Origin of the sequence: Pseudoduganella sp. RAF19 (genome assembly GCF_052114165.1) — a bacterium.
In the GTDB taxonomy this organism is placed as follows: Bacteria; Pseudomonadota; Gammaproteobacteria; order Burkholderiales; family Burkholderiaceae_D; genus Rugamonas.
Genome location: NZ_JBFREF010000001.1, coordinates 634634 through 660056, shown reverse-complemented (window position 1 = coordinate 660056; position 25423 = coordinate 634634). Strand labels below are relative to the sequence as shown.

General features: G+C 62.8%; 20 protein-coding genes. 4 read left to right on the top strand and 16 right to left on the bottom strand.

What is annotated here, in order from left to right; translation table 11 throughout:
- Nucleotides 1–65: 65 nt before the first annotated feature.
- Entirely contained in the window at nt 66–1217 is a 1152-nt protein-coding gene (locus tag AB4Z19_RS03135) for an acyltransferase family protein (RefSeq protein ID WP_442022657.1), read from the top strand.
- On the opposite strand, the gene AB4Z19_RS03130 is transcribed toward AB4Z19_RS03135, so the two are convergent.
- The gene (locus AB4Z19_RS03130; protein WP_442034241.1) at nt 1214–2143 is read right to left on the bottom strand and encodes a sensor domain-containing diguanylate cyclase; all 930 of its coding nucleotides are present in this window, start codon (nt 2141–2143) and stop codon (nt 1214–1216) included. The genes AB4Z19_RS03135 and AB4Z19_RS03130 overlap by 4 nt on opposite strands.
- 64 nt (nt 2144–2207) lie before the next feature.
- A complete protein-coding gene (locus tag AB4Z19_RS03125) occupies nt 2208–4589 on the bottom strand; it encodes a penicillin acylase family protein (protein ID WP_442022659.1) in 2382 nt (793 codons plus the stop codon).
- A 111-nt stretch (nt 4590–4700) separates the two neighbouring features.
- Here AB4Z19_RS03125 and AB4Z19_RS03120 point away from each other — a divergent pair, with 111 nt between their 5' ends.
- The 3 genes from AB4Z19_RS03120 to AB4Z19_RS03110 are packed head-to-tail and all read left to right on the top strand — an operon-like array spanning nt 4701 to nt 6465.
- Complete coding sequence (locus AB4Z19_RS03120) at nt 4701–5195, top strand: GAF domain-containing protein (protein ID WP_442022660.1); 495 nt, start codon at nt 4701–4703, stop codon at nt 5193–5195.
- Entirely contained in the window at nt 5188–5568 is a 381-nt protein-coding gene (locus AB4Z19_RS03115; protein WP_442022661.1) for a response regulator, read from the top strand. Before AB4Z19_RS03120 ends, AB4Z19_RS03115 begins: the two co-directional genes overlap by 8 nt.
- Nucleotides 5569–5577: 9 nt before the next feature.
- Complete coding sequence (locus AB4Z19_RS03110; RefSeq protein WP_442022662.1) at nt 5578–6465, top strand: dienelactone hydrolase family protein; 888 nt, start codon at nt 5578–5580, stop codon at nt 6463–6465.
- Here the strand turns inward: AB4Z19_RS03110 and AB4Z19_RS03105 are convergent.
- The 14 genes from AB4Z19_RS03105 to AB4Z19_RS03040 form a co-directional block, all read right to left on the bottom strand.
- Nucleotides 6455–9676 carry an EAL domain-containing protein gene (locus AB4Z19_RS03105; protein ID WP_442034239.1) on the bottom strand — a complete coding sequence of 1074 codons (3222 nt, stop codon included), beginning with the start codon at nt 9674–9676 and terminating at the stop codon, nt 6455–6457. The two genes, AB4Z19_RS03110 and AB4Z19_RS03105, sit on opposite strands and share 11 nt — an antisense overlap.
- A 31-nt stretch (nt 9677–9707) precedes the next feature.
- Nucleotides 9708–10619 carry a pyridoxamine 5'-phosphate oxidase family protein gene (locus tag AB4Z19_RS03100; RefSeq protein ID WP_442026728.1) on the bottom strand — a complete coding sequence of 304 codons (912 nt, stop codon included), beginning with the start codon at nt 10617–10619 and terminating at the stop codon, nt 9708–9710.
- Nucleotides 10620–10636: 17 nt separating this feature from the next.
- Complete coding sequence (locus AB4Z19_RS03095) at nt 10637–11248, bottom strand: glutathione S-transferase family protein (RefSeq protein WP_442026730.1); 612 nt, start codon at nt 11246–11248, stop codon at nt 10637–10639.
- 100 nt (nt 11249–11348) lie between these two features.
- Complete coding sequence (locus AB4Z19_RS03090; protein ID WP_442026732.1) at nt 11349–12473, bottom strand: esterase-like activity of phytase family protein; 1125 nt, start codon at nt 12471–12473, stop codon at nt 11349–11351.
- Nucleotides 12466–13791, bottom strand: coding sequence for a DUF3422 family protein (locus AB4Z19_RS03085; protein WP_442034237.1), 1326 nt, complete (start codon nt 13789–13791; stop codon nt 12466–12468). Before AB4Z19_RS03085 ends, AB4Z19_RS03090 begins: the two co-directional genes overlap by 8 nt.
- Nucleotide 13792: 1 nt before the next feature.
- Nucleotides 13793–14734 (bottom strand): LysR family transcriptional regulator, encoded by a 942-nt coding sequence (locus AB4Z19_RS03080; RefSeq protein ID WP_442026736.1) that lies wholly within the window; start codon nt 14732–14734, stop codon nt 13793–13795.
- A gap of 12 nt (nt 14735–14746) precedes the next feature.
- Entirely contained in the window at nt 14747–15703 is a 957-nt protein-coding gene (locus tag AB4Z19_RS03075) for a glycoside hydrolase family 43 protein (protein WP_442026737.1), read from the bottom strand.
- Nucleotides 15700–16689: a galactofuranose ABC transporter, permease protein YjfF gene (yjfF, locus tag AB4Z19_RS03070; protein WP_442034235.1), complete on the bottom strand. Its 990-nt coding sequence runs from the start codon at nt 16687–16689 to the stop codon at nt 15700–15702. Before yjfF ends, AB4Z19_RS03075 begins: the two co-directional genes overlap by 4 nt.
- A complete protein-coding gene (locus AB4Z19_RS03065; protein ID WP_442026231.1) occupies nt 16686–17702 on the bottom strand; it encodes an ABC transporter permease in 1017 nt (338 codons plus the stop codon). The genes yjfF and AB4Z19_RS03065 overlap by 4 nt, the downstream gene beginning before the upstream one ends.
- Nucleotides 17699–19321, bottom strand: a complete 1623-nt coding sequence (locus tag AB4Z19_RS03060) for a sugar ABC transporter ATP-binding protein (protein ID WP_442034233.1) — start codon at nt 19319–19321, stop codon at nt 17699–17701. The genes AB4Z19_RS03065 and AB4Z19_RS03060 overlap by 4 nt, the downstream gene beginning before the upstream one ends.
- Nucleotides 19321–20277: an ABC transporter substrate-binding protein gene (locus AB4Z19_RS03055; RefSeq protein ID WP_442034231.1), complete on the bottom strand. Its 957-nt coding sequence runs from the start codon at nt 20275–20277 to the stop codon at nt 19321–19323. The genes AB4Z19_RS03060 and AB4Z19_RS03055 overlap by 1 nt, the downstream gene beginning before the upstream one ends.
- Before the next feature lie 91 nt (nt 20278–20368).
- Nucleotides 20369–22723 carry a beta-L-arabinofuranosidase domain-containing protein gene (locus AB4Z19_RS03050; RefSeq protein ID WP_442034229.1) on the bottom strand — a complete coding sequence of 785 codons (2355 nt, stop codon included), beginning with the start codon at nt 22721–22723 and terminating at the stop codon, nt 20369–20371.
- A 107-nt stretch (nt 22724–22830) separates the two neighbouring features.
- On the bottom strand, nt 22831–23865 hold the full coding sequence (locus AB4Z19_RS03045) for an arabinan endo-1,5-alpha-L-arabinosidase (RefSeq protein WP_442034227.1): 1035 nt from the start codon (nt 23863–23865) through the stop codon (nt 22831–22833).
- Nucleotides 23866–23876: 11 nt separating this feature from the next.
- Nucleotides 23877–25421: a glycoside hydrolase family 43 protein gene (locus AB4Z19_RS03040; RefSeq protein WP_442034226.1), complete on the bottom strand. Its 1545-nt coding sequence runs from the start codon at nt 25419–25421 to the stop codon at nt 23877–23879.
- Nucleotides 25422–25423: the final 2 nt, after the last annotated feature.

Below are 25423 nucleotides of genomic sequence, written 5' to 3'. Positions count from 1 at the left end.
TATCGCTCGCGTGGCGAACCGCCCGCCGGTACGCTGGTCACATCACCAACCTGAGGACCACCGCCATGCACAACAAGAGACTGTATTTCCTGGACTGGATTCGCATCATCGCCTTCTTCCTGCTGATCCTCTTCCACACCGGTATGTATTACGTCACCTGGGGCTGGCACGTTAAAAGTCCCAATGCCAGCGACGCCATCGAACCGCTGATGATGCTGTCCTCGCCCTGGCGCATGACCCTGCTATTCCTGGTATCCGGCGTGGCCGCCTGCCACTTGCTGGACAAACTTGGCACAACACAATTCGCCCGCCAGCGCAGCTTCCGCCTGCTGGTGCCGCTGGTGTTCGGCATGTTCTTCATCGTGCCGCCGCAGTCGTATTTCGAAGTGGTCGAAAAGCTCAACTACGCCGGCAGCTTCAGCGATTTCATGCATCTCTACGTGACCGGCTACCACGGCTTCTGCAATAAGGATGGTTGCCTGACCATCCCCACCTGGAACCACCTCTGGTTCCTGCCCTATCTGTGGGCCTACACCATGATCCTGGCTGTCGTCGGCACCAAACGTGGCGGTGAAGCGCTGGCGAAGCTGCTGACCGGCTGGCGCCTGATCGTCCTGCCTGCCGCCCTGCTGGCCGTGATTCGCATGACGCTGATGCCGATCTTCGACACCACCCACGACCTGATTCATGACTGGGCCATGCACGCCGGCTACTTCAGTATCTTCATGATGGGCGCCCTGCTGGCCAAGCAGCCGCAATTCTGGGAAGCCACAGAACGTGCCCGCTTCCCCGCCCTGGGCATCGCCTTCGCATGCTGGGCATGTTTCGTCTGCTACTACTCGCTGCCGGAAAGCATGCAGGACGCCCTGAACACCATGCGCACCGTCTACGCCCTGTGTCAGTGGAGCGCCATCGTCGCCGTCTGCGGCTTCGGACGCCGCCATCTCAACTTCGACAGCGCCAAACGCCGCTACCTGACCGAAGCCGTGTTCCCGATCTATATCCTGCACCAGACGCTGATCGTATGCTTCGCGCATAGCCTGAAAGTGGCGCATATCGCACCGGCGATCGAATACCTGGTGCTGGTCGTGCTGACCACCACCACCAGCTTCGGCATCTTCGAGATTGTGCGCCGCGTACCGCTGCTGCGTCCCTGCTTCGGACTGCCGCGCACCGAGAAAACGGCGGTCCTGCCGGCCGCCGTCGTAGTGAATTAATTCAGGACCTTGCGCGTGCGCTTGGCGCGGTACATCTCGGCATCGGCAATCGCCAGTGCCTCTTCCAGATCGTAACCCGCCTTGCGCATCGCCATCCCCAGCGAAGCACGCACGTCATAGCCCGCCAGGGTTTCCTGCACACGCAGCAGCATGGCCTGGGCATCGAAGTAATCGCATTCCACCATCAGCATCGCAAATTCATCGCCGCCCATGCGCGCTACCACGTCGGAACCGCGGGTGACATCCTTCAGCGCCTTGCTGCAGCGGATCAGCAGCGCATCGCCGGAGGCATAGCCTTGCGTATCGTTGTAGAACTTGAGATCGTCGAGATCGATCGATACCACGCAAGCCTGATGGCCGTAGCGGCTGCAGCGCTCTTCTTCACGCGCCACCAGCAAGTCCCAGCCGCGGCGGTTGTACAGGCCGGTGAGTTCATCGCGCGTCGCATCGACGTCGGCCCGTTCGGCCTTGCGCAAAGCCTCGGTCGCATTCAATTCGGCTTCCAGCAAGCCGCCCAGCAGATCGGCCATCAGCTTCACCATGTCCTGGTCCTCGCGGATGCGTTCCGGCTGCGGCTCGGGATCGATGGCGCACAAGGTGCCGAACAGCGTACCGTCGGCACGGCGCAGCGGCACGCCGACATAGGCGCCAATCTGCATTTCACCAGTGATCGGGGCGGCTGCATAAGCCGCCTCTTTCTTCACATCGGGCGCGATATTCGGGCCCTGGCCTTCCACCATGCGAGCGCACAGCGACTCGGCCCAACCATAGGACTTACCGGGCTGGACGCCATAACCGTGATCGTCCGAAAACAGGACCACCCAGTTATCCCCGTCGGTGCGGGTGACCATCCATAATTTGAATCCCAGGCGCTGGCGCAGGAACTGCAGGGTCGCCCGGGAAGCTGTCGCGAAATCGTTGATCATGCTTGCCTCATCCATGGAGTTCTGACGCGAAACACCATTATGCACCCAAAAGAAGCGTACGGAACTACTTCGTGAACGTGAGCATGTGGCGCGCGGGACCAGGCAGCAACGGTTCAGGACGTCCGGCAACCCAATCCTCATGTCCGGCCAGGAAGAACGGCGACAAAGGATGGCCACTCTGCCCGCCCGGCATATTGAACAAGCCCTGTTCCTCCTTGCCCGGCGTGACTGTCATGCGCTCGGACTGGCCGAAATTCGGACCGGCCACGCGCGGCATATTGCTATCACCAGGCAACTGGTCGGCTGGCACGGACAGCCACTTGCGCAGCGGCCCCAGCGAACCGGCAATCGGATGCGCCATGGCCGCCGTATTACGCTCGCCCCAGGAATGGGCCGCCAGCGGTTTGCCATCCCTGGACAGGTTGGCGATGGCGCGGTCGATGGCCGCCAGCTGCAAAGCCTTCCAGTCCGGGTATTGTTTCGGCAGCCAGCCTGCAGGCTGTTCGTCCAGCAGCCGCGCCACCACGGCCGGCCAGCGCCGCGAAGCCGCTGCCGCATCGCCATCGAAGCGCCCCATATCCGCATTGGCGCCGCCGTACAGCACTTCGTACATCGACCACATGAAGGCGCGTGCCGCACGGTAGCCCACCGCGTCCACGCTGGCATGGCCGGACCAGCTGTTCTTCAGCAGCCGCGCCAGTTCGGCGCGCTGCGGATTGCCTGCCACGGCCTGATCATCCAGCACGGCCAGGGCACGGTCGCGCCACTTGCCCATGAAGATGGCGCGGTCGTCCAGCATCACGCTGTAGACGCCCTGCTCATTGGTTTTCGGTCCCAGCGCGGTCAGGCTGTCGCGCGCTTGATGCGCGCGCGCACCAAGATCGAAGCCGCCATCGCCTATCAGCTCGGCGCCGGCGCCCAGTAACTGCTGGTTATTTGCCGTGACCAACTGGCCAGTGGCCGGGCTGCGCTGCACCGGATACTCCTTCGCCGGCAGTAGGCCTTGCCAACCGCCCGTCCCGCCTTGCAGCGGGAAAGTTGGATCGGCGCCGCCTTTCGCGCGGCGTACCAGCGGACCGGCAATCGTCCAGCCGATATTGCCGCTGGCGTCGCCCGCCACCATATTCTGGGCCGGGATGCCGACCGTCGGCGCCAGCGCCAAAGCCTGGTCCAGCGAAGTGACCAGCTCCATGCGGCGCAAATTCATGTTCACGGCTTGCAGCTCGTGCGCCACCCAATGCACGGCATAGGGCTTGCCCTTGCCTTCCATGATCGGGCCCTGCGAGGTTTCACGCACCGCCAGGTGGACGGCTGGCGCGCCTTTCACCAGAATGCTTTCAACATGCACGGCCGGCGTTTCCCAGCCACCGGCGACTTGCACCTTGCCGGGATGGGCAGAGTCCTCTGCCACTGGCACAAAGTCCATGTAGTCGCCATAACTGTTGGTGAAGCCCCAGGCCACATGGCCATTGCTGCCCGCCACAATGGCCGGAACGCCGGGCAGAGTTACGCCGATCACGCGGCGCGTGCCGCCATTGTCGCCGGGGATGTGCAGCTGCATGCGGTACCAGGTATTCGGCAGCTTGATCCCCAGGTGCATATCGTCGGACACGATGGCGCCGCCATTGGCGCTGCGGCTGCCCGCCACCGCCCAGTTATTGCTGCCCACGCCGTCGACGAAATCGATCATGGCAATCTGCACCGGATCTTTCGGCACGTTCTGGCCCCACCATGCGGGGGCTTCGGCTGGAATGGGCGCGGCCGGTGCGGGCACGCTGGCCGCATCCAGTGGCGCATCCCATTGCGTGGATTCGGGCAGCAGGAAGGCCAGTTGTTCCGGCGTGGTGTGTTCCTTCATCCAGCCGCGCGACAGCTCGCGCGAACCCTGGCCGCCTTGCAGATCGAAATACATGGCCCATGCCACCAGCAGCGAGTCTTCCGGCAGCCAGGCGCGCGGCGCCACGCCCACCAGGCCGTACTCGAAGGGACGGGTGCCGAGCGCATTCAAGCCATCGTTGACGCCCGCCGTATAGCGTTCCAGCAGAAGGCGCTCAGACTGCGGCAGTCCAAGCAGGGCCAGTGAAGCGCGCGCGCGGAAGCGGTGCAGCCGATGCGCCTTGTCGACCCCAAGGGCCTTTTCGCCGAACAGTTCGGCCAGTTCACCAGCCGCGACGCGGCGCAGCAAATCCATCTGGAAGAAGCGGTCCTGGGCATGCACAAAGCCGGTGGCGTAGGCCACGTCGTCGCGGTCGCCGCCGGACACGGTCGGCACGCCGAGCGCATCCCGCGCCACGGTGACCGTGCCGCTCAGGCTTGCGACATTGCGCCTGCCATCCAGTTCGGCCAGGCTGCCGCGCAGGAAGAACCACAACCCCAACAGCGCCAGCAGCAGGACAACCAGTATGCCCAGCCCGATCCGCTTGAGCCAGATGCCCAGCTTTTGCATGCATTCCCTCTTTATTATTGCGTTGCGGGGAATCTTGCCAGAAATCCAATTGAAACGGGAGTAAAAAAGTGTAAGCGCCATTCTTTAACCAGCTCATGCTACATTGCTCACATGATCCCTGCCCCCACTCCTGAAAACGAAGCCGGGCGCATCGCGGCCCTGTATGCGGCCCTGCTGCTGGACACTCCTCGTGAGGAGCGCTTCGACAAGATCGTGGAATTCGCGGCCCGCGAGTTCGACGTCCCTATTGCCCTGATCTCCCTGATCGACAGCGACCGCCAGTGGTTCAAGGCCGCCGTCGGCCTGGGCGAGGTGTGCCAGACCGGCCGCGATATCTCCTTCTGCGGCCACGCCATCATGCGCAACGACATCATGGTGATCCCGGATGCGCTGCAAGATCCGCGCTTTGCCGACAACCCGCTGGTAACGGACTGGCCGCACATCCGCTTCTACGCGGGCGCCCCGCTGATCCAGCGCGACGACTATGCGCTGGGCACCTTGTGCGTGATCGACACCAAACCGCGCCAGTTCGACGATGTGGAGCTGGCCATCCTGTCCACCTTGCGCGGACTGCTGATGCAGGAACTGGAGGGTGGCAATGGCTGAACAGAATATGCTGCTGGTGGAACCTGAAACCATGCTGCGCCGGACCGTGGCCATGACCGCCCGCTCGCTGGGGATGGCGCATATCCACGAAGCGGCCAGCGTGACCATGGCGCGCGAGCTGCTGCGCCACCAGAAGTTTGACGGCGCCGTGATCGCCATCGATGCGGGCGGCGGGCATGACCTGTCCCTGCTTGACCAGCTACGCCAGGGCCGCACGCTGAGCAAGGCCACCATTCCGGTCGCGGTGCTGGCCGAACAGTGCGACGGCACGCTGCTGGCCGCGCTGCGCGAGCGCGGCGTGAACCGCGTTATACTCAAGCCCTTCCGCGCACGCACCCTGCTCGACTGTTTTTCCGCACTGGCTCAAGGATAGGAGAATTGGATGGCACGCCTGACCGCAAAAGACTTTGATCCGGAAGTTCTGAAGCTGTTCGACCAATACGTGCATGGCCAGTTGAGCCGGCGCGATTTCATCTCCTCCGCTGCGCGCTATGCGGTGGCCGGCGCCACGGGCGCCAGTCTGCTGGCAGCCCTGTCACCTAGCTTTGCCGCGCAACAGGTCGCGCCCACCGATGCGCGCATCAAGGCCAGCTATGTGGAGTTCCCATCGCCGCAAGGCTACGGCAAGCTGCGCGGCTATCTGGCGCAGCCCGCGGCGCCCACCGGCAAGCTGCCCGCCGTGCTGGTGGTGCATGAGAACCGCGGCCTGAATCCGCATATCGAAGACATCGCCCGCCGCCTTGCCCTGGATGGCTTCCTGGCGTTTGCGCCGGATGCCCTGTTCCCGCTGGGCGGCTATCCCGGCGACGAAGACAAGGCGCGCGAACTGTTCCCCAAACTGGACCAGACCAAGACCCGCGCCGATTTCGTCACCGCCGTTCAGATCCTGAAAGCCCATCCGGCCGCCAATGGCAAGGTGGGCGTGGTCGGCTTCTGTTACGGCGGCGGCATTGCGAACTACCTGGCCACGGTAGTACCGGACCTCGCAGCCGCCGTGCCTTTCTACGGCAGCCAGCCGCCCGCCGGCGAGGCGGTAAAAATCAAGGCGCCGCTGCTGATCCACGATGCCGAAAAGGACACGCGCATCCTGGCCGGCTGGCCCGCCTACGAGGCCGCATTGAAAGCCGCGCACGTCAAATACGAACACTTCGTCTACCCCGGCACCGAGCATGGCTTCAATAACGACACCACGCCGCGCTACGACGAAGCGGCTGCCACGCTGGCCTGGCAGCGCACCGTCGATTTCCTGAAGCAGAAGCTCAGTACGTAAGCTCGGAAAGCGATGCACCGCGCATCAGGCTGTGGTAGCGGAAGGCTTCGCGCACATTCTCGCGCAAGGTCTGGTCGTCCCAGGGCTTGGTGTAGAACCGGTAGATTTCCCCGCGGTTGATGGCGTTCAGCACCGTATCCAGCTCCGTGTAGCCGGACAGGATGATGCGCACCGTGCCTGGATACAGCTTCTTCACGCGACTGAGGAATTCGGTGCCGTTCATGGACGGCATGCGCTGGTCGCTGATGACCACCTGCACCTCGTGCAAGGCCAGATGGGCAAAAGCCTCTTCCGCCGTGTTGGCAGTGAGGATCTGATAACCGTCGCGCCGCAGCAGCCGGGTTAAGGCAGACACGATATTCGGCTCGTCATCCAGCAGCAGCAAAGTGCCGCTGGATGCAGTGGCGGCAGGCCGCGCCGCATGCAGCGATTCCTTGGCCAGCAGCGCGGCGAGAGCGTCGGCATCGACCGGGCGGCTGAGGAAATAGCCCTGCGCCTCATCGCAGCCGAAGCGCCGCAGATAAGACAGCTGGGCTTCCGTTTCGACACCCTCGGCCACCACGCGGAAGTCCAGACTGTGGCCCAGCGCAATCACGCTGCGCACGATGGCCGCCACGGCTGGCGCGCCCAGCATCTCGCGCACGAAGCTCTGGTCGATCTTGAGGTAATCAATGGGGAACAGCTTCAGATAAGCCAGGCTGGAATAGCCGGTGCCGAAATCGTCGATGGCCAAGCTCACGCCGACGGCCTTCAGGCGGCGGATGGTCGCCACGGCCGATTCGGCGTCGTGCATCATCATGCTCTCGGTCAGTTCCAGTTCGAGGCTGCTGGCCTGCAGGCCGGTTTCCTGCAGCGCCGCTACCACTTCATCGACCAGTCCCTTGTCGCGGAACTGCCGTGCCGACACGTTGACCGCCACCCGCACCGGCGGCAAGCCCGCGTCCAGCCAGGCGCGGTTCTGCGCGCAGGCAGTGTGGATCACCCAGCGGCCGATATCCACGATCAGGCCCGTTTCTTCCGCCACGCCGATGAAACGGGCCGGCGACACCAGGCCAAGCGTTGGATGGCGCCAGCGGATCAAGGCTTCCACGCCCATGATTTCGCCGGTATCCACGCCGGCCTTGGGCTGGTATTGCAGGAAGAATTCGTTACGCGCCAGCGCGCCGCGCAGCTCGCCCTCGATCACGGCCCGCTCCACCACCCGCGCATGCATGGCGGCCTCGTAAAACTGCAACTGGTTGCGGCCCGCTTCCTTGGCGCGGTACATCGCAATGTCCGCGTGGCGCATCAGGAGCTGGGCGTCCGTGCCATCGGCAGGGAATACGCTCACCCCCATCGAGCAGCTGACGGCCACTTCCTGCCCTGCCAGTTGCACCGGCTCCGACACAACGGACAACAGGTGCTGCAGCATGGTCTGCGGCGGCGCAGTCTGGGTGCCGGTCAGCAGCACCAGAACGAATTCGTCGCCGCCCAGCCTTGCCACGGTGTCCGTCTCGCGCACGGATGCGCGCAGACGGCCTGCCACGGTGCACAGCAGCTCATCGCCCGCCGCGTGGCCCAGGTTATCGTTGACCAGCTTGAAGTTGTCCAGGTCAAGGAAAACGACCCATACGGTATGCGCGTAACGCTGGGCGTAGCCGATGGCTTGCGCCAGCCGGTCGGCGCACAGATTGCGGTTCGGCAGCCCGGTCAATGCGTCATGGCTGGCCTGGTATTCGAGCTGGGCCTGATAGTCCATGGTGGACGTCATATCCGTCAGCACGCAAACGCGGTGGCTGACTTCACCCGTGGGGCTGCGCACTGGCGCCACACGCAATTGCGCCCAGTACAGCGAACCGTCGCGATGCTGGGCGTGCACCATCAGCGTCACGTCGGACTGGGCGCGCATGGCGTCGTGCACCGCAGCCTTGCTGTCGTCGCCGTCATTCGTCAACAACTGTTCCAGGCTGCGTCCGCGCACCTCTTCCGGGCTGTAGCCGCATAACTGGAACAACGCCGTGTTGGCGTACTCAATGGTGTCCAGATCTTCGCCAACGGCCGTGATGGCGATCGCGCTGGAACTGGCATCGAGCGCGCGGTCGTGCAGCTGCAGCGCGCGTTCCACCTGCTTGCGCTCGGTGATGTCTTCGATCGTACCCAGCACGCCGATGGTATTTCCCGCTACATCATGCAGCGGCAGTTTGTTGATCAGGAACCAGTGCAGCGAGCCATCCGCGAACGGCAGATGATCTTCGCGGTTCAGGGAGGGCTCGCCGCTGCTGATGATCTGGCGGTCCTCGGCGCGGATACGCTCCGCATTGTGCGACCAGGGGAAATCGAAATCGCTCTTGCCCGCCACCTCCTCGCGCGAGCGCAGGCCGGCCGCACGCGCAAACACGTCGTTGCAGCCCTGGTAGCGCAGCTCCAGGTCTTTCCAGAAGATCTGGTGCGGAATATGGTCGATCACCAGCTGCTGCATTTCTTCCGATGCATGCAGGGCGCGTTCGATGTGCAGCTTCTCGGTGACGTCATGCGCGATCACGAAGCGGGCATTGTGCCCGGCCAGCGTCAGCGGATGCGACGATATCTCGACCCGCAACATGCCGCCATTCTTGCTGCGATGCGTCCAATGGCTGGACTGGTCGCCGGCATCGGCAGGCGCTTCCAGCAAGCTGCAATCCAGCCGCGCCAGCTCTGCGGGCGGGCGGATGTCGCGGATGGTCATGCCGAGGAACTCTTCCTCCGAATAACCGTATTTCTCGATGGCCGCGTTGTTTACGACAAGGAAGCGCAGCGTGTCCACGTCATACACCCATGCCGGGTGCGGATGGTGCTCGAACAGGCGCTTGAAGCGCATGCGCGAGCCATAACTTTCATAGTCGCGCAACTCGTGCAGCACCACGCGATAGCTGTCCGGCTGCCCCATACCGCCCGGCTGGAAGTCGATGGTATGAGTGGCCGCCCATTCCTTATTGCCGACGCCGCGCAGCACCAGTTCGCCGCGCCAGACGCCGCGCAGCCGCGCCACGGACAGCGCATCGTCGCGCAGTTCGCGGGCGGCCCAGGGCAGGTAAAGCTTGAAGGCGTTCTGCGTCTGCCCCGCTTCTTCGCAGTAGCGGCGCGCACGCTGATTGAGCGCCAGCAGCGCACCGCTGGCATCCATGATAAAAGCAATATAGGGACTGTCGCCAAACAGCGCGGCGAATGCCTCCTGCTGTGTTCCGGGCTCCATGCACGGATGTTAGCACCTCTACTGCTCGGCGTTACGCACGATTAGCCCAACGCAATGGCAAAGCATCTTCGCGCCACACAATCCGGCGCGGACGGAAGCGCCACAGCCGCTCAGCGCCTTCAAACTGCCCCTGCTCGGGAGAATTCAGCAGCACTTCCGCATCGCCCGTCATTTGCAGCAGGCCGCCGCTGGCAAAGTCCGGAAACACCAGGCCTGCCTTGCCGTTCAACACGATGTTACCGAGCGTGTTGAAGAAGCGGTTGCCCTGGTAGTCCGGTACGGTGAGCGTGCCGTCTTCGGCGATATGCACGAAGCCCGGCATGCCGCCGCGGTGCGAGACATCGACACGGTGGCGCCCTTCATCCGCATAGGTCGCAACGAAGAAGGTGCCTGCCTCGCTGATCAGCTGGCGTGCCATCGCATCGAGGCGCGTACTATTCACTAGCGGCAGGCTCGATGGCTCGTCCGGTGTGCGCTCGAAGCGGTAGTCGCGCACATGAATATACTTCGGGCAGTTGCCGTATGACTCGTCTACCACAATCTCCGCCGCATCGCCTTCGTGGCGTAGCAGCGTGCCATTCAGACGGTTGCGGCGGCGCGTATGCAGCTCGATGCCCAGCATGCCGATGGAGGCGCCGTGCTCCATGCCCGCATCGGCGGGATCGCCCGCCACGCGCGGCAAAGCGGCCAGCAAGTGTTGAGGATCGGGAGAATGCAGGAAGCCCTCTTCGCCAGCGCGCAGCGTGGCCCACACATCGCCCTGCGCATCGACCGCGCCGAACACGGCGAACGGCAACTGCTCGAAGAACTCGCGGTGCTGGTCCGGCATGTACTCGCGCACCACCTTGCGGCCGACGGCTTCCATTCTTTCCACCATGCCGATGCTGGACTGAATGGCCAGCTCGCCGGCATGCCAGGGCGATTCGCTGCGCAGGTCTTCCATGGCACTCTCCTTTGGTATCAGGCCGCCAGGCCTGCCGGGCTTTTCACGAAGGGCACGAAGCCGGGCAGCGCTTCCACGCGAGCCAGCCAGGCGTTGACGTTGGTGTAGCCGCTCAGGTCCACATTGCCTTCCGGAGCGCGCGCGATATAGCTGTACAGGGCGACATCGGCGATGGTCGGTTCAGCGGCGGCGATCCAGTGGCCTTTCGCCAGCTGGGCATCGACCAGCGGCAGGATGCGGTGAGCGCGCGCGATGGCTTCGTCCACATTGCCGGGACGCTGGAACAGAATCATGATGCGGGCCGCAGCCGGGCCGCCGGCGATTTCACCCGCCGCCACGGACAGCCAGCGCTGCACATTCGCCGCGCCGGCCGGATCTTCCGGCAGCCATTTGCCTTTACCGTAGCGCTTCGCCAGATAAACGAGAATGGCGTTCGAATCAGGGAAGAACTGGCCATCGTCTTCCAGCACGGGCACCTGGCCGAAGGGATTCTTGGCCAGGAAGTCTTCCGCTCTCTGCTCCGCTTTCATCAGGTCCACCAGCACCAGCTCGGCCTCCAGGCCAAGCAGGCCAATAAACAGGTGGGCGCGGTGTGCGTGGCCGGACAGGGGATGGTAGTACAGTTTCATGGATGCTCCTTTCGTGGTGTGAGTCGAAAGTGTGCATCCATATCGCGGCGATGAGAATCACCACCGTTAGCAAGATACTATTCCATCCAGTGGAATAATCTCAGGGCTGGACCTCAAATAGCAGTAGCTGGGTTACCTGATTCTTGTTGAAATTATCATCCGAAATCAGCACCAGGCTGTGATGGCCGTTGCTCAGCTGCGGTCCCCAGGCAATGCCTTCCACGTTATCCAGTTCCGACAAGCCCAGCGTATTCAGGTCCAGCACCAGTCGCTTGCGCGCGGGCTTGAAGCTGGCCCCGGTCAGCGCAGGATAGCCGCTGACGTCCGTCGCGCCCTCGATATTCATGGCATAGATGCGGATATAGTTCTTGTACAACCCATCCGCACCCTGCGCGGCGGCGCGCTCCAGCACCAGCAGCTCGTGCGCGCTGACTGCGAGGATTTCGGACACGCCATTGTCGGCGGCCTTGCCCGGTGCCGGCCGCGCCGGAATCGCGTCGATCTCGTAGGCGTATTGTCCCAGCACCTTGCCCTCGCGCGTGAATTGCGTGATACGCGTGACGGTGCCCTGGTCCGGCGTCGGCACAGGGCCATCTTCGTACAGCGGCGCTTCCAGCGACAGCCACAGGCTCTTGCCATCCGGCGCAAAGGCCAGGCCTTCCAGCGACAGGTTGTTGCGCGAGCCTTTCTCCACGTCCTTCCAGACCTTGAAGTTTTCCGGCAGCAGCATTTCACCCAGCAGCTTGCCATCGCGCGTGGCGTGGCGCAGCCAGGGATTCAGGCCGATGCGGCGATCGCCTTCGCTGGCATACCAGATCGTGCCGTCCACCGGATCAATGCGGATCGTTTCAATATCCGGCACATCACCGCCCATCGCCACGCTGGGATAAGTGCTGCCGTCAGCCTGCAGGAAGAAACGTACGCCGGTCAGCGTGGCCGAGCGGAAGGCGCTGGCGTCGTAATCCAGCTTCATGGTGTAGAAGCGCGCCGGATTAATATTCGAACGGTCATCCGACTCGACCACCCAGGTCCCGCTGGCCGGATCATAATCGATGCCTGAGAAGCCGCCCGCCGTCGTGCCGTCGAATTGCGCCTTCAAAGGAATGCGCTGCTCGCCGATAAAGCGCAGGCCGGACACGCTGCGTTCCGGCGCGGGAGCAATCGAGGCGCATCCACTCAGCGCCGCTAATGCGGCCAGCGCCGCGGCTAGAACCCGCTTACGCACTGTGCAGCTTCTTATGCATATTGCGCAGTCCCAGCCATACACAGGCCGCAACCACAGGCACCAGCACGCCCATCACCAGTTCCGGATTACCGACCAGCCCAACCACCTTGGCGCCTTTGGCCGCATAGCCAATCAGGCCCACCACGTAATACGAAATCGCGGCCACCGACAGTCCTTCCACCGCCTGCTGCAAACGCAGCTGCTGCAAGGCGCGCTGGTTCATCGACTGCAGGATGCGGCGGTTGTGCGCCTCCTGCACGATGCCGACGCGCGTGCGCAGCAGATCGTTGCTGTTGGCGATACGACGCGCCAGCGCTTCCTGGCGTGCCGCCACCGCTTCGCAGGTCTTCATGGCAGGCGCCAGGCGGCGCTCCATGAATTCTTCGACCGTCGGCGTGCCTTCGATGCGCAGCTCGCGCAATTCTTCAATACGGGCATTCACCAGGCCGAAGTAAGCCTTGGAGGCGGCGAAACGGTAGCTCGTATCCAGCGACAGCTTTTCGATGCGCGCCGCCAGGTGAGTAATCTGGTCCAGCAGCATTTGCTCGATGGTGCCGTCATCGACGCGGCCGTCCGCATCCACCAGCGCACCGGCGAGCGCCGCCAGTTCGGATTCCACGGAATTCAGTTCCGGCGTCGCCTGCTGCGCGGCCGGCAGGCCAAGCAGCGCCATCATGCGATAGGTTTCGATCTCCAGCACCCGCTGGATCAGGCGGCCCGCCTGTTGCTGGCGCATGCCCACGTCGCAGATCACGAAGCGCGAAAAGCCGTCCGAGTGAATCGCAAAGTCGGTCCACAGTTCTCCGCCCTGCATCACCTGGCTGCCCGCCATCGCAGCGCCTTCGAAGACGCGCTGCAGGCTGGCGGCAAAGGCTTCCGGCGCGGCACTGGCGCGCGCCAGCACGACATGCGAAGCGACCAGCACCCTGCCCTGCAATGCGAGCAGCCAGTCCTGCGGCAAATGGCGCGTCGGCATGGCGTCGAAGGCTTCTTCCGGCAGCGGCATTTTCTGCACTTGCTCAGCGAAGGTGAAGGTGGCGAATTCGGTGTGCAGCTCCCATTTCAGGCGGAAGCGGCCGAAATCATGGGTGAAGTAATTCGTATCCGGCGCCGGCGCGGAAACGCCGAAATGGCCGCACAGCGCCGCCAGCCGTGCATGCTGGGCTTCCGCATTCGAAGCATGCGGCGCAGGATCGCCGTACACCGCGAGGTGCGACACCAGCGATGGCGCCTCCAGTTTCAGAAAAGGCCGCGAATGGATCTCGGCGGCCAGCGGCACGCGTTGCGCGTGATTGAGGCTGGCGAAGACGATGCTCATGTCAGTAGATTTCCTTTGCCGCCTTGCGCACTGCTTCCAGCAGCAGATTGGCGCCCGGCGACAGCAAGTGGTCATGCTGGCGGATGATGCCGAATGCGTCCATCTTGAACGGCAGTTCGATCGGGAGAATGCTTAAAACGTTCAGCGATGCGTAGTATTGTGCCACTTCCAGCGGCATCACATGCAAGGAGTCGGTTTGCTGTAACAGGGATGTAATCAGCAGCAGCGCCGTCGTATCGACACTGTTGGCCGGTGGCTCCAGGCCCGCGCGGCGGAACATCATGTCGCAGCGGTGGCGCAGGATGCTGCCTTGTGGCGGCAGTATCCATGGCTGGCCCGCCAGATCCTTTAGCTGCAGGCTCCTGGCTTCCAGCAGCGGATGGTTATTGCGCACCACGGCGCAAGCCGGTTCTTCGGTCAGTTCTTCGTAAATCAGGTTTGTGGTGCCGTTGCGCTCCAGGATGCGGCCGATCATGAAGTCCAACGTGCCGCGTTCCAGCATATCCAGCAGCACATTGGATGGCTCCATATGCACACCGATGCGCAGCAATGGCGCGTGCTGCTTGATGCGCGAAATGGCGCGCGGCAGCAGGGACATGGCCGGCGTCATGATCACGCCCACTTCCACCTGGCCCACCAGGCCCTGTTTCAGCGCCACCACGTCGTCATGCGCCAGCGACAGGCTGGTCAACGCCATGCGCGCGTGGCGGATCATGGTTTCGCCGTAGATGGTCGGCTCCATGCCGCGCGGCAGGCGCTCGAACAGCTTCACGCCAAGCATCTCCTCCAGATCCTTGATCTGCTTGGAGGCTGCGGGTTGGGTCATGTGCAGCGCGTCGGCTGCACGATGGATGTTGCGATGCTCATCGAGGGCGATGAGCAGAAGCAGCTGGCGGGTTTTGAGGCGGGCGCGTAGAAACCAGTTCGGGTTAAGAGTGTCCATTCCCTGATGATATCATCGCCCGCAGGCCGGACTCGGATTTGGAGCCGGGCCTTGCTCCGTTTGCGGCACGTGCTGGATGGTGCCGTCCGGGTTGTAGTGCAGTTCCTCCACCGCCACCGAGCGGCGGAATTCGCCGCCGGTCGGCAGCTTGTCGTTGTGGTAGAAGATGTAGGACTTGCCGTTGAAGTCCACGATCGCATGGTGAATGGTCTTCACGATGCGGTTCTTGTCCATGATGACGCCGTGCTGGGTCCAGGGCCCCGTCGCGCTTGGGCCGGTGGCGTACACCGTCTCTTCGGGGAAGTCGCGCGACCAGCTCAGATAGTAGGTGCCTTCGTGCTTGTTCAGGTATGGCGCCTCGGTGAAACGCTCGATCGGCACGGCGTGGATCTCGCCATCCATCTCGATCATGTTCGGCTTCAGCTTGACCCACTTCAGCATCTGATTGCCCCAGTACAGATAGGCCTGGCCGTCGTCGTCAACGAAAACGGCGGGATCGATGTCGTCCCAGGAAATGCTGACCTGTTTGGTCATGTCATTGGTGATCAGGGCCGAACCGCGCGCATCCTTGAACGGGCCGGTCGGGCTGTCCGATACCGCTACACCAATCGCCTTGCCGGGAATGGTGGCGTGTTCGACCGGCGCATAAATATAGTATTTACCTCCGACCTTGGCGATGTCGCCGGCCCAGGCATCGGCTTTCGCCCATTTGAAGGCTTGTACGTTCAGCGGCGAACCGTGGGCTTCCCAGTGCACCATGTCGCAGCTGGAGAACACGCGCCATTCCTTCATCACATAATCCTTGCCGCCAACCGGAGCATCGTCTTTGCCGGTGTAGAGGTAGACGCGGCCATTGTCGACCAGCGCGAACGGGTCGGCGGTGAAGATGTCCTTGAACAGCGGATTGGACGCCTGCGCGGCGACACTGGCCGCGGCAAGCGCCGCAGCCATCAGGGTTTTGCGAATCATTGAGTCTCCTTGCTGCGCGCGGACAGCAGGCGCTGGACCACGCAGAAAATGAACAGCAGCGCACCGATGACGATTTTCGTCCACCAGGAGCTGAGCGTGCCGTCGAAAGCGATCAGGGTCTGGATGGCGCCCAGCACCAGCACGCCGGACAGCGCGCCCGCCACATAGCCATAGCCGCCGCTAAGCAGCGTACCGCCGATGACGACGGCCGCTATCGCATCCAGCTCCGTGCCCTGAGCGTGCAAGCCATAGCCGGACAGCATATAGAACGAGAACAGCACGCCGGCCAGCGCCGCACAGAAGCCGCTGATCGCGTAAATGGCAACGCGCGTGCGGCCCACGGCCAGGCCCATCATGTGCGCCGACTGCTCGTTGCCGCCGATGGCATACACGGCGCGGCCAAAGGGTGTGAAGTGCGCCACAAAGATTGCCGCTGCCAGCATCACCAGCGCGATCACCACGCCAGGCGATACGAAGCCGTCGAAAAAGCTCAATTGGGCCTGAGACAGCGTGACGAATAAGGGGTCGTCGATCGTGATGGAATTAATGCTGATCAGATAGCACAGGCCGCGCGCCAGGAACATGCCGCCCAGCGTGACGATGAAAGCCTGAAGCTTGAAGAAGTGAATCAGCACGCCCTGCAACGCCCCAAAGGCCGCGCCCAGCAGCAGCACAGCCGCAATCACGGCCACCGGCGGCCAGTGCGCGCTGGCCAGCAGCCAGGCTGCGACCATCGTGCTGAGAGCGAGCACGGAGCCCACCGACAGGTCGATGCCGCCGGACAGAATCACGAAACTCATGCCGATGGCAATCACCAGCAGATACGCGTTATCGATCAGCAGGTTCAGCATCACCTGCAGCGACAGGAAGCCGGGATAGGCCGCGCCGCCAGCCAGCAGCAGCGCCACCAGCAGAATGACCGTCACGAGAGCGGTGAAATAAGGCGCGGACGACATGCGGCGCGCATTGGCGATAACGGTACTCATTTGCGGCGCTTCCACAAGTTCTTGAATTCGGCCGATTGCGACAGGCACACCGCAAACACGACCAGCGACTTGACGACCATGTTCACTTCCGGCGGAACGCCCAGCGAGTAGATGGTGTAGGTCAGCGTCTGGATGATCAGCGCGCCGATCACGCTGCCGGCCAGGCTGAATTTGCCGCCCGCCAGCGAAGTGCCGCCCAGGGTAACGGCCAGGATGGCGTCCAGTTCCAGCAGCAGGCCGGCGTTATTGGCGTCCGCGCTCTTGATGTTGGAACTGATCATTAGGCCCGCCACACCGGCACAGGCGGCGCAAAACACATAGGTGAAGAAGATCAGCGTCGCCGTGCGCAGACCAGCCAGCCGGGCCGCGACGGGATTGATGCCGACCGACTGAATGAACAGGCCCAGTGCGGTCTTCTTCATCATCAGCGCGACAACCGCGAACACTGCCGCCACAATGTAGAGCGCGAACGGCAGGCCAAGCAGATAACCGCTGCCGATGAAGAAATACGGCTTGTAATACACCGTGATGATCTGGCCATCCGTGAGCAGTTGCGCCAGGCCACGGCCTGCAACCATCAGGATCAGCGTTGCCACAATCGGCTGCAGCTTCAGGGCCGCAACGAGCAATCCGTTCCAGGCGCCGCACAGTAAAGCCGCGCCCATGGCTGCGGCCAGCGCGACGGGCATCGAGGTATTGTCCGCAATGAGCATGCAGGCCACGGTACCGGACAACGCCACTTGAGCACCGACCGAAATGTCGATGCCGCGCGTGGCGATCACCACGGTCATACCCAGCGCTGCCAGCATCAGCGGTGCGGCGCGGTTGATAATGTCGATCACGGCGCCGTACAGGTGGCCTTCTTTCACTTCCAGGCTGAAGAAGCCGGGAATGAAGATCAGGTCCACCAGCAGCAGCGCCAGCAGCGCCGCCATCGGCTTGAAGAGTGGATGGTTCATGATGAAGCCAGGTGTGAACGTTGCGGCAGGAGCGGCCAGGCTGCGGGTATTCATGCGGCCTCCCCTGCGATGACTTGGAGTACGGATTCCTCGTCCAGCTGGCCGCGTGTGTATTCACCGCATGCCGCACGGTCGCGCATGATGACCATGCGATCGCTGCAGCGCAGGACTTCCGGCAGCTCGGACGAAATGAACAGGATGGACATGCCCTTGCGGCACAGCGCCGTCACGTAATCCATGATCTCCTGCTTGGCGCGCACGTCGATGCCGCGCGTCGGCTCGTCGAGAATCATCAGCTTGGGCGAGGTTGCCAGCCAGCGCGCCAGCAGCACTTTCTGCTGGTTGCCGCCGGAGAGCGAGCCAATTGGCGTTTCGATGCTGGCCGTCTTGATGCCCAGCGCTTTGACGTATTCTTCGGCCAGCTCCTGCTGGCGTTTCAGCGGAATCGCGCGCAGCATGCCCGTGCGGGCTTGCAACGCGAGAATCAGGTTTTCACGCACCGACAAGGAAAGCACGGCGCCTTCCAGCTTGCGGTCTTCGCTGCAGAAACCAATGCCGCTGCCGATCGCTTCACGCGGGGTCAGGAAGATGCCTTCGTGCTCGCCGATGCGGACGCTGCCACCGTCCGCGCGGTCGGCGCCAAACAGCAGGCGCGCCAGCTCGGTGCGGCCGGAGCCCAGCAGGCCAGCCAGGCCGAGGACTTCGCCTTCGCGCACATCGATATCCACCGGCTGCAGCACGCCGCGCCGCGCCAGCCCGCGCGCGCGCAGCAGCACCGGCGCCGCCTCGCCGCTCGCCGCCGTGCCACCCGGCTGCTTGTTCGCCGCGTCGCCATCGACGTCGAGCGCGAGCTCGCCCTGCGCCGGCGCAGTTTCAGTCGTCGACGCCGCAATGGCTGCCTGAGCGCTGGCGCCCGCAGTTCCCGGCGGCGCAGCGTCGGCCGCCGCACCAATCATCTTGTTGACCAGCGCAAGGCGCGACAACTCACTGGCCGCATACTCCCCTTCCCGCTCACCATTGCGCATGACCGTAATCCGGTCCGAAATCGCATAAGTCTGATCCAGGAAGTGGGTCACAAACAGAATCGCCATGCCCTGCTCGCGCAAGCGGCGCAGCACGCGGAACAGCAGCTGCACTTCCGCCTCGTCCAGGCTGGAAGTTGGCTCGTCCAGAATCAGCACGCGGGAAGAGATGTTCAGGGCGCGGGAAATCGCCACCATCTGCTGAATCGCCAGCGGGTAGCGCGAGAGCGGCGCGGCAACGTCGATATCGACTTCCAGATCCAGCAGCAGCTTGCGCGCCTGCTCGCGCATGCCGCGCCAGTCCACCATGCCCCATTTGCGCGGATAACGGCCGATGAATATGTTCTCGGCCACGGATAGATTCGGGCAGAGATTCACTTCCTGATACACGGTGCTGATGCCCAGTTCCTGCGCTTCCAGCGTGGACTGGGGCGAAATCTCGTGCCCCAGCAACACCATGCGGCCACGGTCCGGCCCATGCACGCCTGTGAGCACCTTGATCAGCGTGGACTTGCCCGCGCCGTTCTGCCCCATCAGGGTATGCACCTCGCCGGGATACAGCCGCAGGCCCGCGTCATTCAGCGCCTTCACGCCGGGGAACTCTTTATGGATGCCGGTCAGCTCCAGCACCGGCGTGATTGCGGATGCCATCAGTATTTCCGGTTCGGGAGCTCTTTCGCCGCCACATCAGCCGGGAACACGCGCTCCTCGGTCACGATACGCTTCGGTACGGGCTTGCCCGCCACCACATCGCGCGCCGCCTGCATCAGCTGCGGGCCGAGCAGCGGATTGCATTCGACGGTCACGTTCAGCTTCCCAGCCATCATGGCCTGGAAAGCACCTTTCACACCGTCGATCGAGACGATGATGATGTCCTTGCCCGGTTTCAGGCCCGCTTCCTCAATCGCCTGGATCGCGCCGATGGCCATATCGTCGTTATGCGAGAACAGCACGTTGATGTCCTTGCCGTTCGACTTCAGGAAGGCTTCCATCACTTCCTTGCCTTTGGCGCGGGTGAATTCGCCAGTCTGGGTGCGGATGATCTTCAGCTTCGGATTACCTTTGATGACTTCCTCGAAACCGGCCTTGCGGTCCACGGCAGGCGCGGAGCCCACGGTGCCCTGCAACTCCACCACGTTCAGCGGCTTCGGCGACTTGGCGGCGTAATCGGCCAGCCAGCGGCCCGCACGGCGGCCTTCTTCAACGAAGTCGGAGCCGATCAGAGTTACATACAGCGATGGATCGGCGACTTTCACAGCACGGTCGGTCAGGATCACCGGGATCTTGGCGTTCTTTGCTTCGCGCAGCACGGTGTCCCAGCCGGTTTCCACCACGGGCGAAAACGCGATCACATCGACCCGCTGGGCGATGAAGGAGCGGATGGCCTTGACCTGGTTTTCCTGCTTCTGCTGCGCGTCGGCGAATTTCAGCGTGATGCCGTCTTTCTTCGCTGCGTCTTTAATGGAGGTGGTGTTCGCGGTGCGCCATTCGCTTTCGGCGCCGACTTGCGAAAAGCCGATGACGAGCGGTTTGGCGGCAAAGGCGCTGCTGGTGGCCAGGCCAAGGGCGACAGCGCTGGCGATAAAAGTCCTGCGTGTGAAAGTCATGCGTGAGTCTCCTGAGTATCTTTTTCCCTATGGTAGAAGAATCTACCATGCCAATCTAATCATTTTTTTGAGCGTTGCAATACCTTTTTTATTATCGCAGCAGCCTCAAACCGTATAAGCCGCCCGCCATCGAGCCTGTTTGCGCGACAAATTTGACTTCCAGCTTGCCGTTGCGCGCCGCGCCGGCAGGAATCGCGAAGTCGCGGCTGTAGAACGGCTGGTCTTCGCGCGCCAGTTCCACGGTCTGCAATAGCTGCCCGTTCAGCAGCACGTCGAATTTGCGGCCTGCGTCGGCGGAGGCAAATGTCAGGCGCAGCACGCGCGCCTTGCCGTCCTTGTCGTTCAACTCATAGCTGAACCACTGACTGGCGTGGCGCCAGTGGCGGCCGCTGTTGATGCCCGCGTCGGCGCCCTCGCCTTTGAAGACATGGTCGGACTCGGGCTGCTGCTCGCCCGGCGCGACCTGGTCGATGGTCTGGGCGTCCAGTGCCAGCCGCTCGGCTTCGGCCGCCGCGGTGGCCTGCTGCATCTGCGCCAGGCCGGCGGTCGTTGCGGTCTGCCAGTACAGCATGTAGCGCGAATCGTGCAGGCGGAAGAACGGGATGAAGCGGATCGCCGCCGCGTCTTTCCCCTGCACCAGCCCTTTGGCCGTGAACGTCAGCGGCTGGCCGGCGACGGGCTTGAACTTGTCCATGAAATTCTTCGCGTCGCTGACGAAGATTGGCGCGGCTTCCTGCGGACAGACCTGGCCCTGCGCTATGTGGCCCATGCGCGAGTCATCGGCGAAATAGTTCAGCTTTTCCTTGGCAAAGGGCTGGGTTTTCGCCGCCAGTACGATGGGACCGTGCAGCACGGCGTAGTAGTTGGATTTGTCCGGCATTTGCTCCAGCGTGGTGCGCATTGGCAGGCGCAGGTCGACAGTATCGCCCTCTTTCCAATCGCGTTCGATGGCGAGGTACTCGCCAGGTGCGGCGCGTACGGTTTGCAGCTTGCCGTTGATGCGCAGTTTGAGCGCGCCTTTGGCGACCCAGCCGGGATAGCGGATTTTCAGCGCGAAGTGCTGGAATTGCTGGCTGCCGCTGATGGTGAGCCTTGTCGTATCGCTGTCGGGGAAGTTGTTTGTCTGCGTCACCGTGACGCCGCGCGCCTTCCACTCCAGGCGCGACGGGATGAACAGGTTGACCATCAGCGCATCGCCATCGCGGGCGTAAATGAATTCGCCGTACTTGGCCTGGCTTTCGATACCCGATCCCACGCAACACCACATGCCTTTATCGACTTCGCTGTACACGCGGTAGTGATTGGCGCGCATTGGCGTGAAATAGACGAAACCGCCGGTGTCGGGATGCTGCGAGCCGAGAATGTGGTTGTACAGCGCGCGTTCGTAGTAATCGGTGTAGCTGGCCTTAGGCGTCTGCATGAACAGGCGCTCGGTCAGCTTCAGCATATTGTAGGTGTTGCAGGTTTCCGGTCCTTCAACTTCCGTCTCCATCGGCGAGAAGTCTTTGTCGTCGTGGAAGTGCTCTTTCACGCTATTGCCGCCGATGGCTACGGTGCGGTGATCGTGGACGGTCTGCCAGAAGAAGGCGGCCGCATCGTGGTACTTGCGGTCGCCGGTCATCTCCGAGATGCGCTGGAAGCCGATCACTTTGGGAATCTGCGTATTGGCGTGCAATCCGGTGAGCTGGTCTTTGCCCTCTTCCAGCGGCCGCAGGATGGCCTGGTGCGAGAAGCGGATGGCGAGGTCAAGGTACTTCTTGTCCCCGGTCATTTCAGCCACATCGGCCAGCACTTCGTTCATGCCGCCATGTTCGGCGCGCAGCATTTGCTGCATCTGCTCGTCACTGAGGTGCTTGCTCAGGCCCAGTGCCCAGTCGGACAAAGCGATCAGCATGGTCTTCGCCTGTTCGTTGTGCCCGTACTTCCAGGCGTCACGCAGACCGGCGTATAGCTTATGCAGGTTGTACCAGGGCACCCATTTGCCGTTCACAGAGAAGTTATCGGCATGCAGCCTGCCGTTCTCGATGTCGGCCCACGCGGCTGCACCGCCGGGAATGCCGCCGAGGTAGCCGTCTTTTTGCTGGCATTTCTGCAGCTCCTGCACGAAGTAGTCCAGGCGACGCTTGATTTCTTCGTCGCCGGTGGAGGCGACCATCAGCGAAAGCGCGGACAGGTAGTGGCCGCCCATATGGCCATCCAGGCCACTGGATTCCCAGTTACCGTAAGAAGGCTTGGGCAGCGGCAGTCCGGCTTCGCGGCGGAATGGCGCCAGTAGCCGGTCGGGGTCGAGTTCGAGCAGGTAGCGCAGGTCGGTGTCCTGGGCTTCCAGGAAAGGGCTCGGCAGCAGGCGGACGTCATTCAGCGGGAACAATTCCGCCGCGATGCCACCTGCCGGCCAGGACGCGGCGATTGCCAGCAGCGCCGCCACGCAGGCGCGCGCGACCAACCCTAACTTCAGGGTCAGACCCAAAGGGTCCGACCCTGGCCATTTGCCGCCGCGGGTCAGGGTAAGACCCTTTGGGTCTGACCCAGGGGTTAGGGTCTGAAAGAGGCTCATGGTTTGGCAACCGCCGGCAGCAGGTTGCTCTGATAGCGATTGAGGTCCGCAGGGTCGACGGCCGGCCAGCCGTTGGCGTCCCAATGCATCTCAAGCACCTTCAGCTTCTGGATATACCGGTCAGCCGTCTCGTACGCGTGCAAGACCACATAGTCCTTGCCGTCAAAGGTATAAGCACTGTTGTGGCCAAGCGCCTTCCAATCGCTGTCGCCGCGGATGACTAGCGAGCCGCCGCCTTTGGCCATGTCCTTGCCGTCCTTGTCCAGATATGGACCCGTGACATCGCGCGAGCGGCCGACGACCACGTGATAAGTGCTCTTCTCCTTCTGGCAGCACAGGCCCCACGAAACAAACAGGTAATACCAGCCGTTCTTGCGGAAGACGAATGGCGCTTCAATCTCGGCCGGCTCCGGCGCCTGGTCTGGCGAGAACGCCGGACGCTCGCGGGCGGCGATGGATTTCCATTCCTGCGGTTCCGCAGGCCTGGTCCAGTCGGCATTCAGTTTGAACAGCTTGATGCCGGACCAGAACGAGCCGAAGGCCATCCAGCCATTGCCCTTCTCATCTTCGATCACATTCGGGTCGATGGCATTCCACGCATCGCGCCCAGGCACAGACTGCACGACGATGCCCTGATCCTCCCACTTGTAGTCCGGCGAGCGCGGATTCAGGGTCTTGTTGACCGTGACGCCGATGGCCGAGGTGTTCTTGCCGAATGCCGACACCGAGTAGTACAGGTAATATTTGCCCTTATGGTGCTGCACATCCGGCGCCCATACGTGGCCGTCGAACTTCGGCGAGACGCCCTTGGCCCACGCAGGCTCGCCCGCGAAGATGCGGCCTTCCGGATGCCAGTTCTTCATGTCCGTCGACGAATAGAAAGTGATGCCGGGACCGGTGCTGAAGACGTAGAAGGTGTTACCCTCCTTCGCCATCACGGGATCATGCACCTGCACTTGCGCGGCGTGGCCGGCCTGCGAGGCCGCAAGCGAAACCACGGCGACCGCCGAGGCGAGAATCTTTTTCAACATTGCCTGCCCTTTCAATTTCCAGTGCGGACGCCCCAAATCGATACGCCATCGCTGTTCTGCGCGGTGAAGGTCACGACGAAGGCGCTGGCGCTGGTATTCCACTGGCGCGACAGCACGCCATTGTAGGCCGCCGCCGTGCCATTCAGCGTCACGGTGATCTTGTTGCCCTCCTTGTAGGTCCACTTGCCCGTCACCGCACCGCTCACGCTGCCGTCGGCTGCCAGGCGAATCGCAGAAGAAGACTTGATCGTGGCCGAAATGTCCTTGCCGTGATTGACCATCTTGTAGCCGCCGGCCGCATCGGCCGCGCTGATCGCCGCAGCAACCGCAGGCGTTGCCTTGCTGAGCGGTGCATAACGCAGCGGCGCCACAACCAGCCAGCCATCGTCGTTGACAAACATCTGGTGCACGCGCACTTCGTGATACTCGCCCTGCCCAGGGAAGCGGGTGTGGAAGATCAGGAAATACTGCTTCGTCGCCGGATCGTAGTACGCCGAGTTGTGGCCCGGCGAAACGTAGCCAAGTGGCGTACCGGTTTCACCATCGGCCAGCGCGTACTGATAATTGCCGACCAGCTTCTGGCCATACGGGGCGATGCTCGCATCATCAAACAGCGTGCCCGCAGCCCCCTTTACGTTGGCCATGTCCGTGCCTTTGGCATCGACATAAGGACCGTCCGGCGACTTCGAACGCGACACGCGAATGTTGTAGCCACCATTCGCATCCAGCCCGCCGAAGGACGTGAACATATAGTAGTAGCCGGAATCCGGGCTATACAGCACATAGGCGCCTTCGATGCGCGCATGATTGCCACCCAGTAGATGCTTACCGTAACCCTGGCCCGGCAGCGGCAGCCCCGTGGCCGAGTCCATGGCCATGATGAAGATGCCGCCGGAGTAGGAACCGTAGATCATCCACAGCTTGCCGTCCTTGTCGCGGAATACGTTCGGGTCGACGACGTTCGGATGCTTGGTCGCGTCATAAACCGTACCGTCCGGGCTCACCTCGCCCCACATGCCGGACTTCAGCAGCAACTGCTTGTTGACGTAGGGGCCTTCTGGCTTGTCCGCTACCGCAACGCCCAGCGCCGAACGCGGCGAGTCGCCCTTGCAGGCATCGTAATACATATAGAACTTGCCGTCGCCAAGCTGGATCACGTCCGGCGCCCACAGGTCGGTGACCTGAGCCCAGGCGAAGGTTTCGGCCAATTCCTTGGTCGCGTCTGCGAACAGCGGATTGGTGGCGGTGACGCCATCAGCGATCTTGGTCCAGTTCATCAGGTCCGTGGTCTTTGCCGCGGCGAGATGGGAGCCGAAGATGTAGAAGGTATCGCCAGTGCGGACGACCGACGGGTCGTGTACCGACACGTTGGCGAAGGTCAGCGCAGCCTGGACAGGCGGTGGCGTGACCGGCGTAGTCGGCGTGGCCGGTGTTGTTGGCGCAGGCGTCTGCGTCACCGAGGTGACCGCCGTAGTGCCGCCACCACCGCCACCACAAGCCGTAAGGGCGAGCAAGCCCGCTGCGGCCAGGCCGCAGGCAATCTTACTGAGCTTCATGA

What these genes read in the sequence shown, in the direction of transcription:
- AB4Z19_RS03105 (WP_442034239.1), bottom strand. Translation starts at nt 9,676, where the DNA reads ATGGAGCCCGGAACACAGCAGGAGGCATTCGCCGCGCTGTTTGGCGAC.
- AB4Z19_RS03055 (WP_442034231.1), bottom strand. Translation starts at nt 20,277, where the DNA reads ATGACTTTCACACGCAGGACTTTTATCGCCAGCGCTGTCGCCCTTGGC.
- AB4Z19_RS03060 (WP_442034233.1), bottom strand. Translation starts at nt 19,321, where the DNA reads ATGGCATCCGCAATCACGCCGGTGCTGGAGCTGACCGGCATCCATAAA.
- AB4Z19_RS03115 (WP_442022661.1), top strand. Translation starts at nt 5,188, where the DNA reads ATGGCTGAACAGAATATGCTGCTGGTGGAACCTGAAACCATGCTGCGC.
- AB4Z19_RS03130 (WP_442034241.1), bottom strand. Translation starts at nt 2,143, where the DNA reads ATGATCAACGATTTCGCGACAGCTTCCCGGGCGACCCTGCAGTTCCTG.
- AB4Z19_RS03110 (WP_442022662.1), top strand. Translation starts at nt 5,578, where the DNA reads ATGGCACGCCTGACCGCAAAAGACTTTGATCCGGAAGTTCTGAAGCTG.
- AB4Z19_RS03125 (WP_442022659.1), bottom strand. Translation starts at nt 4,589, where the DNA reads ATGCAAAAGCTGGGCATCTGGCTCAAGCGGATCGGGCTGGGCATACTG.
- AB4Z19_RS03120 (WP_442022660.1), top strand. Translation starts at nt 4,701, where the DNA reads ATGATCCCTGCCCCCACTCCTGAAAACGAAGCCGGGCGCATCGCGGCC.
- AB4Z19_RS03065 (WP_442026231.1), bottom strand. Translation starts at nt 17,702, where the DNA reads ATGAATACCCGCAGCCTGGCCGCTCCTGCCGCAACGTTCACACCTGGC.
- AB4Z19_RS03135 (WP_442022657.1), top strand. Translation starts at nt 66, where the DNA reads ATGCACAACAAGAGACTGTATTTCCTGGACTGGATTCGCATCATCGCC.
- AB4Z19_RS03080 (WP_442026736.1), bottom strand. Translation starts at nt 14,734, where the DNA reads ATGGACACTCTTAACCCGAACTGGTTTCTACGCGCCCGCCTCAAAACC.
- AB4Z19_RS03040 (WP_442034226.1), bottom strand. Translation starts at nt 25,421, where the DNA reads ATGAAGCTCAGTAAGATTGCCTGCGGCCTGGCCGCAGCGGGCTTGCTC.
- yjfF (WP_442034235.1), bottom strand. Translation starts at nt 16,689, where the DNA reads ATGAGTACCGTTATCGCCAATGCGCGCCGCATGTCGTCCGCGCCTTAT.
- AB4Z19_RS03095 (WP_442026730.1), bottom strand. Translation starts at nt 11,248, where the DNA reads ATGAAACTGTACTACCATCCCCTGTCCGGCCACGCACACCGCGCCCAC.
- AB4Z19_RS03100 (WP_442026728.1), bottom strand. Translation starts at nt 10,619, where the DNA reads ATGGAAGACCTGCGCAGCGAATCGCCCTGGCATGCCGGCGAGCTGGCC.
- AB4Z19_RS03075 (WP_442026737.1), bottom strand. Translation starts at nt 15,703, where the DNA reads ATGATTCGCAAAACCCTGATGGCTGCGGCGCTTGCCGCGGCCAGTGTC.
- AB4Z19_RS03085 (WP_442034237.1), bottom strand. Translation starts at nt 13,791, where the DNA reads ATGAGCATCGTCTTCGCCAGCCTCAATCACGCGCAACGCGTGCCGCTG.
- AB4Z19_RS03045 (WP_442034227.1), bottom strand. Translation starts at nt 23,865, where the DNA reads ATGTTGAAAAAGATTCTCGCCTCGGCGGTCGCCGTGGTTTCGCTTGCG.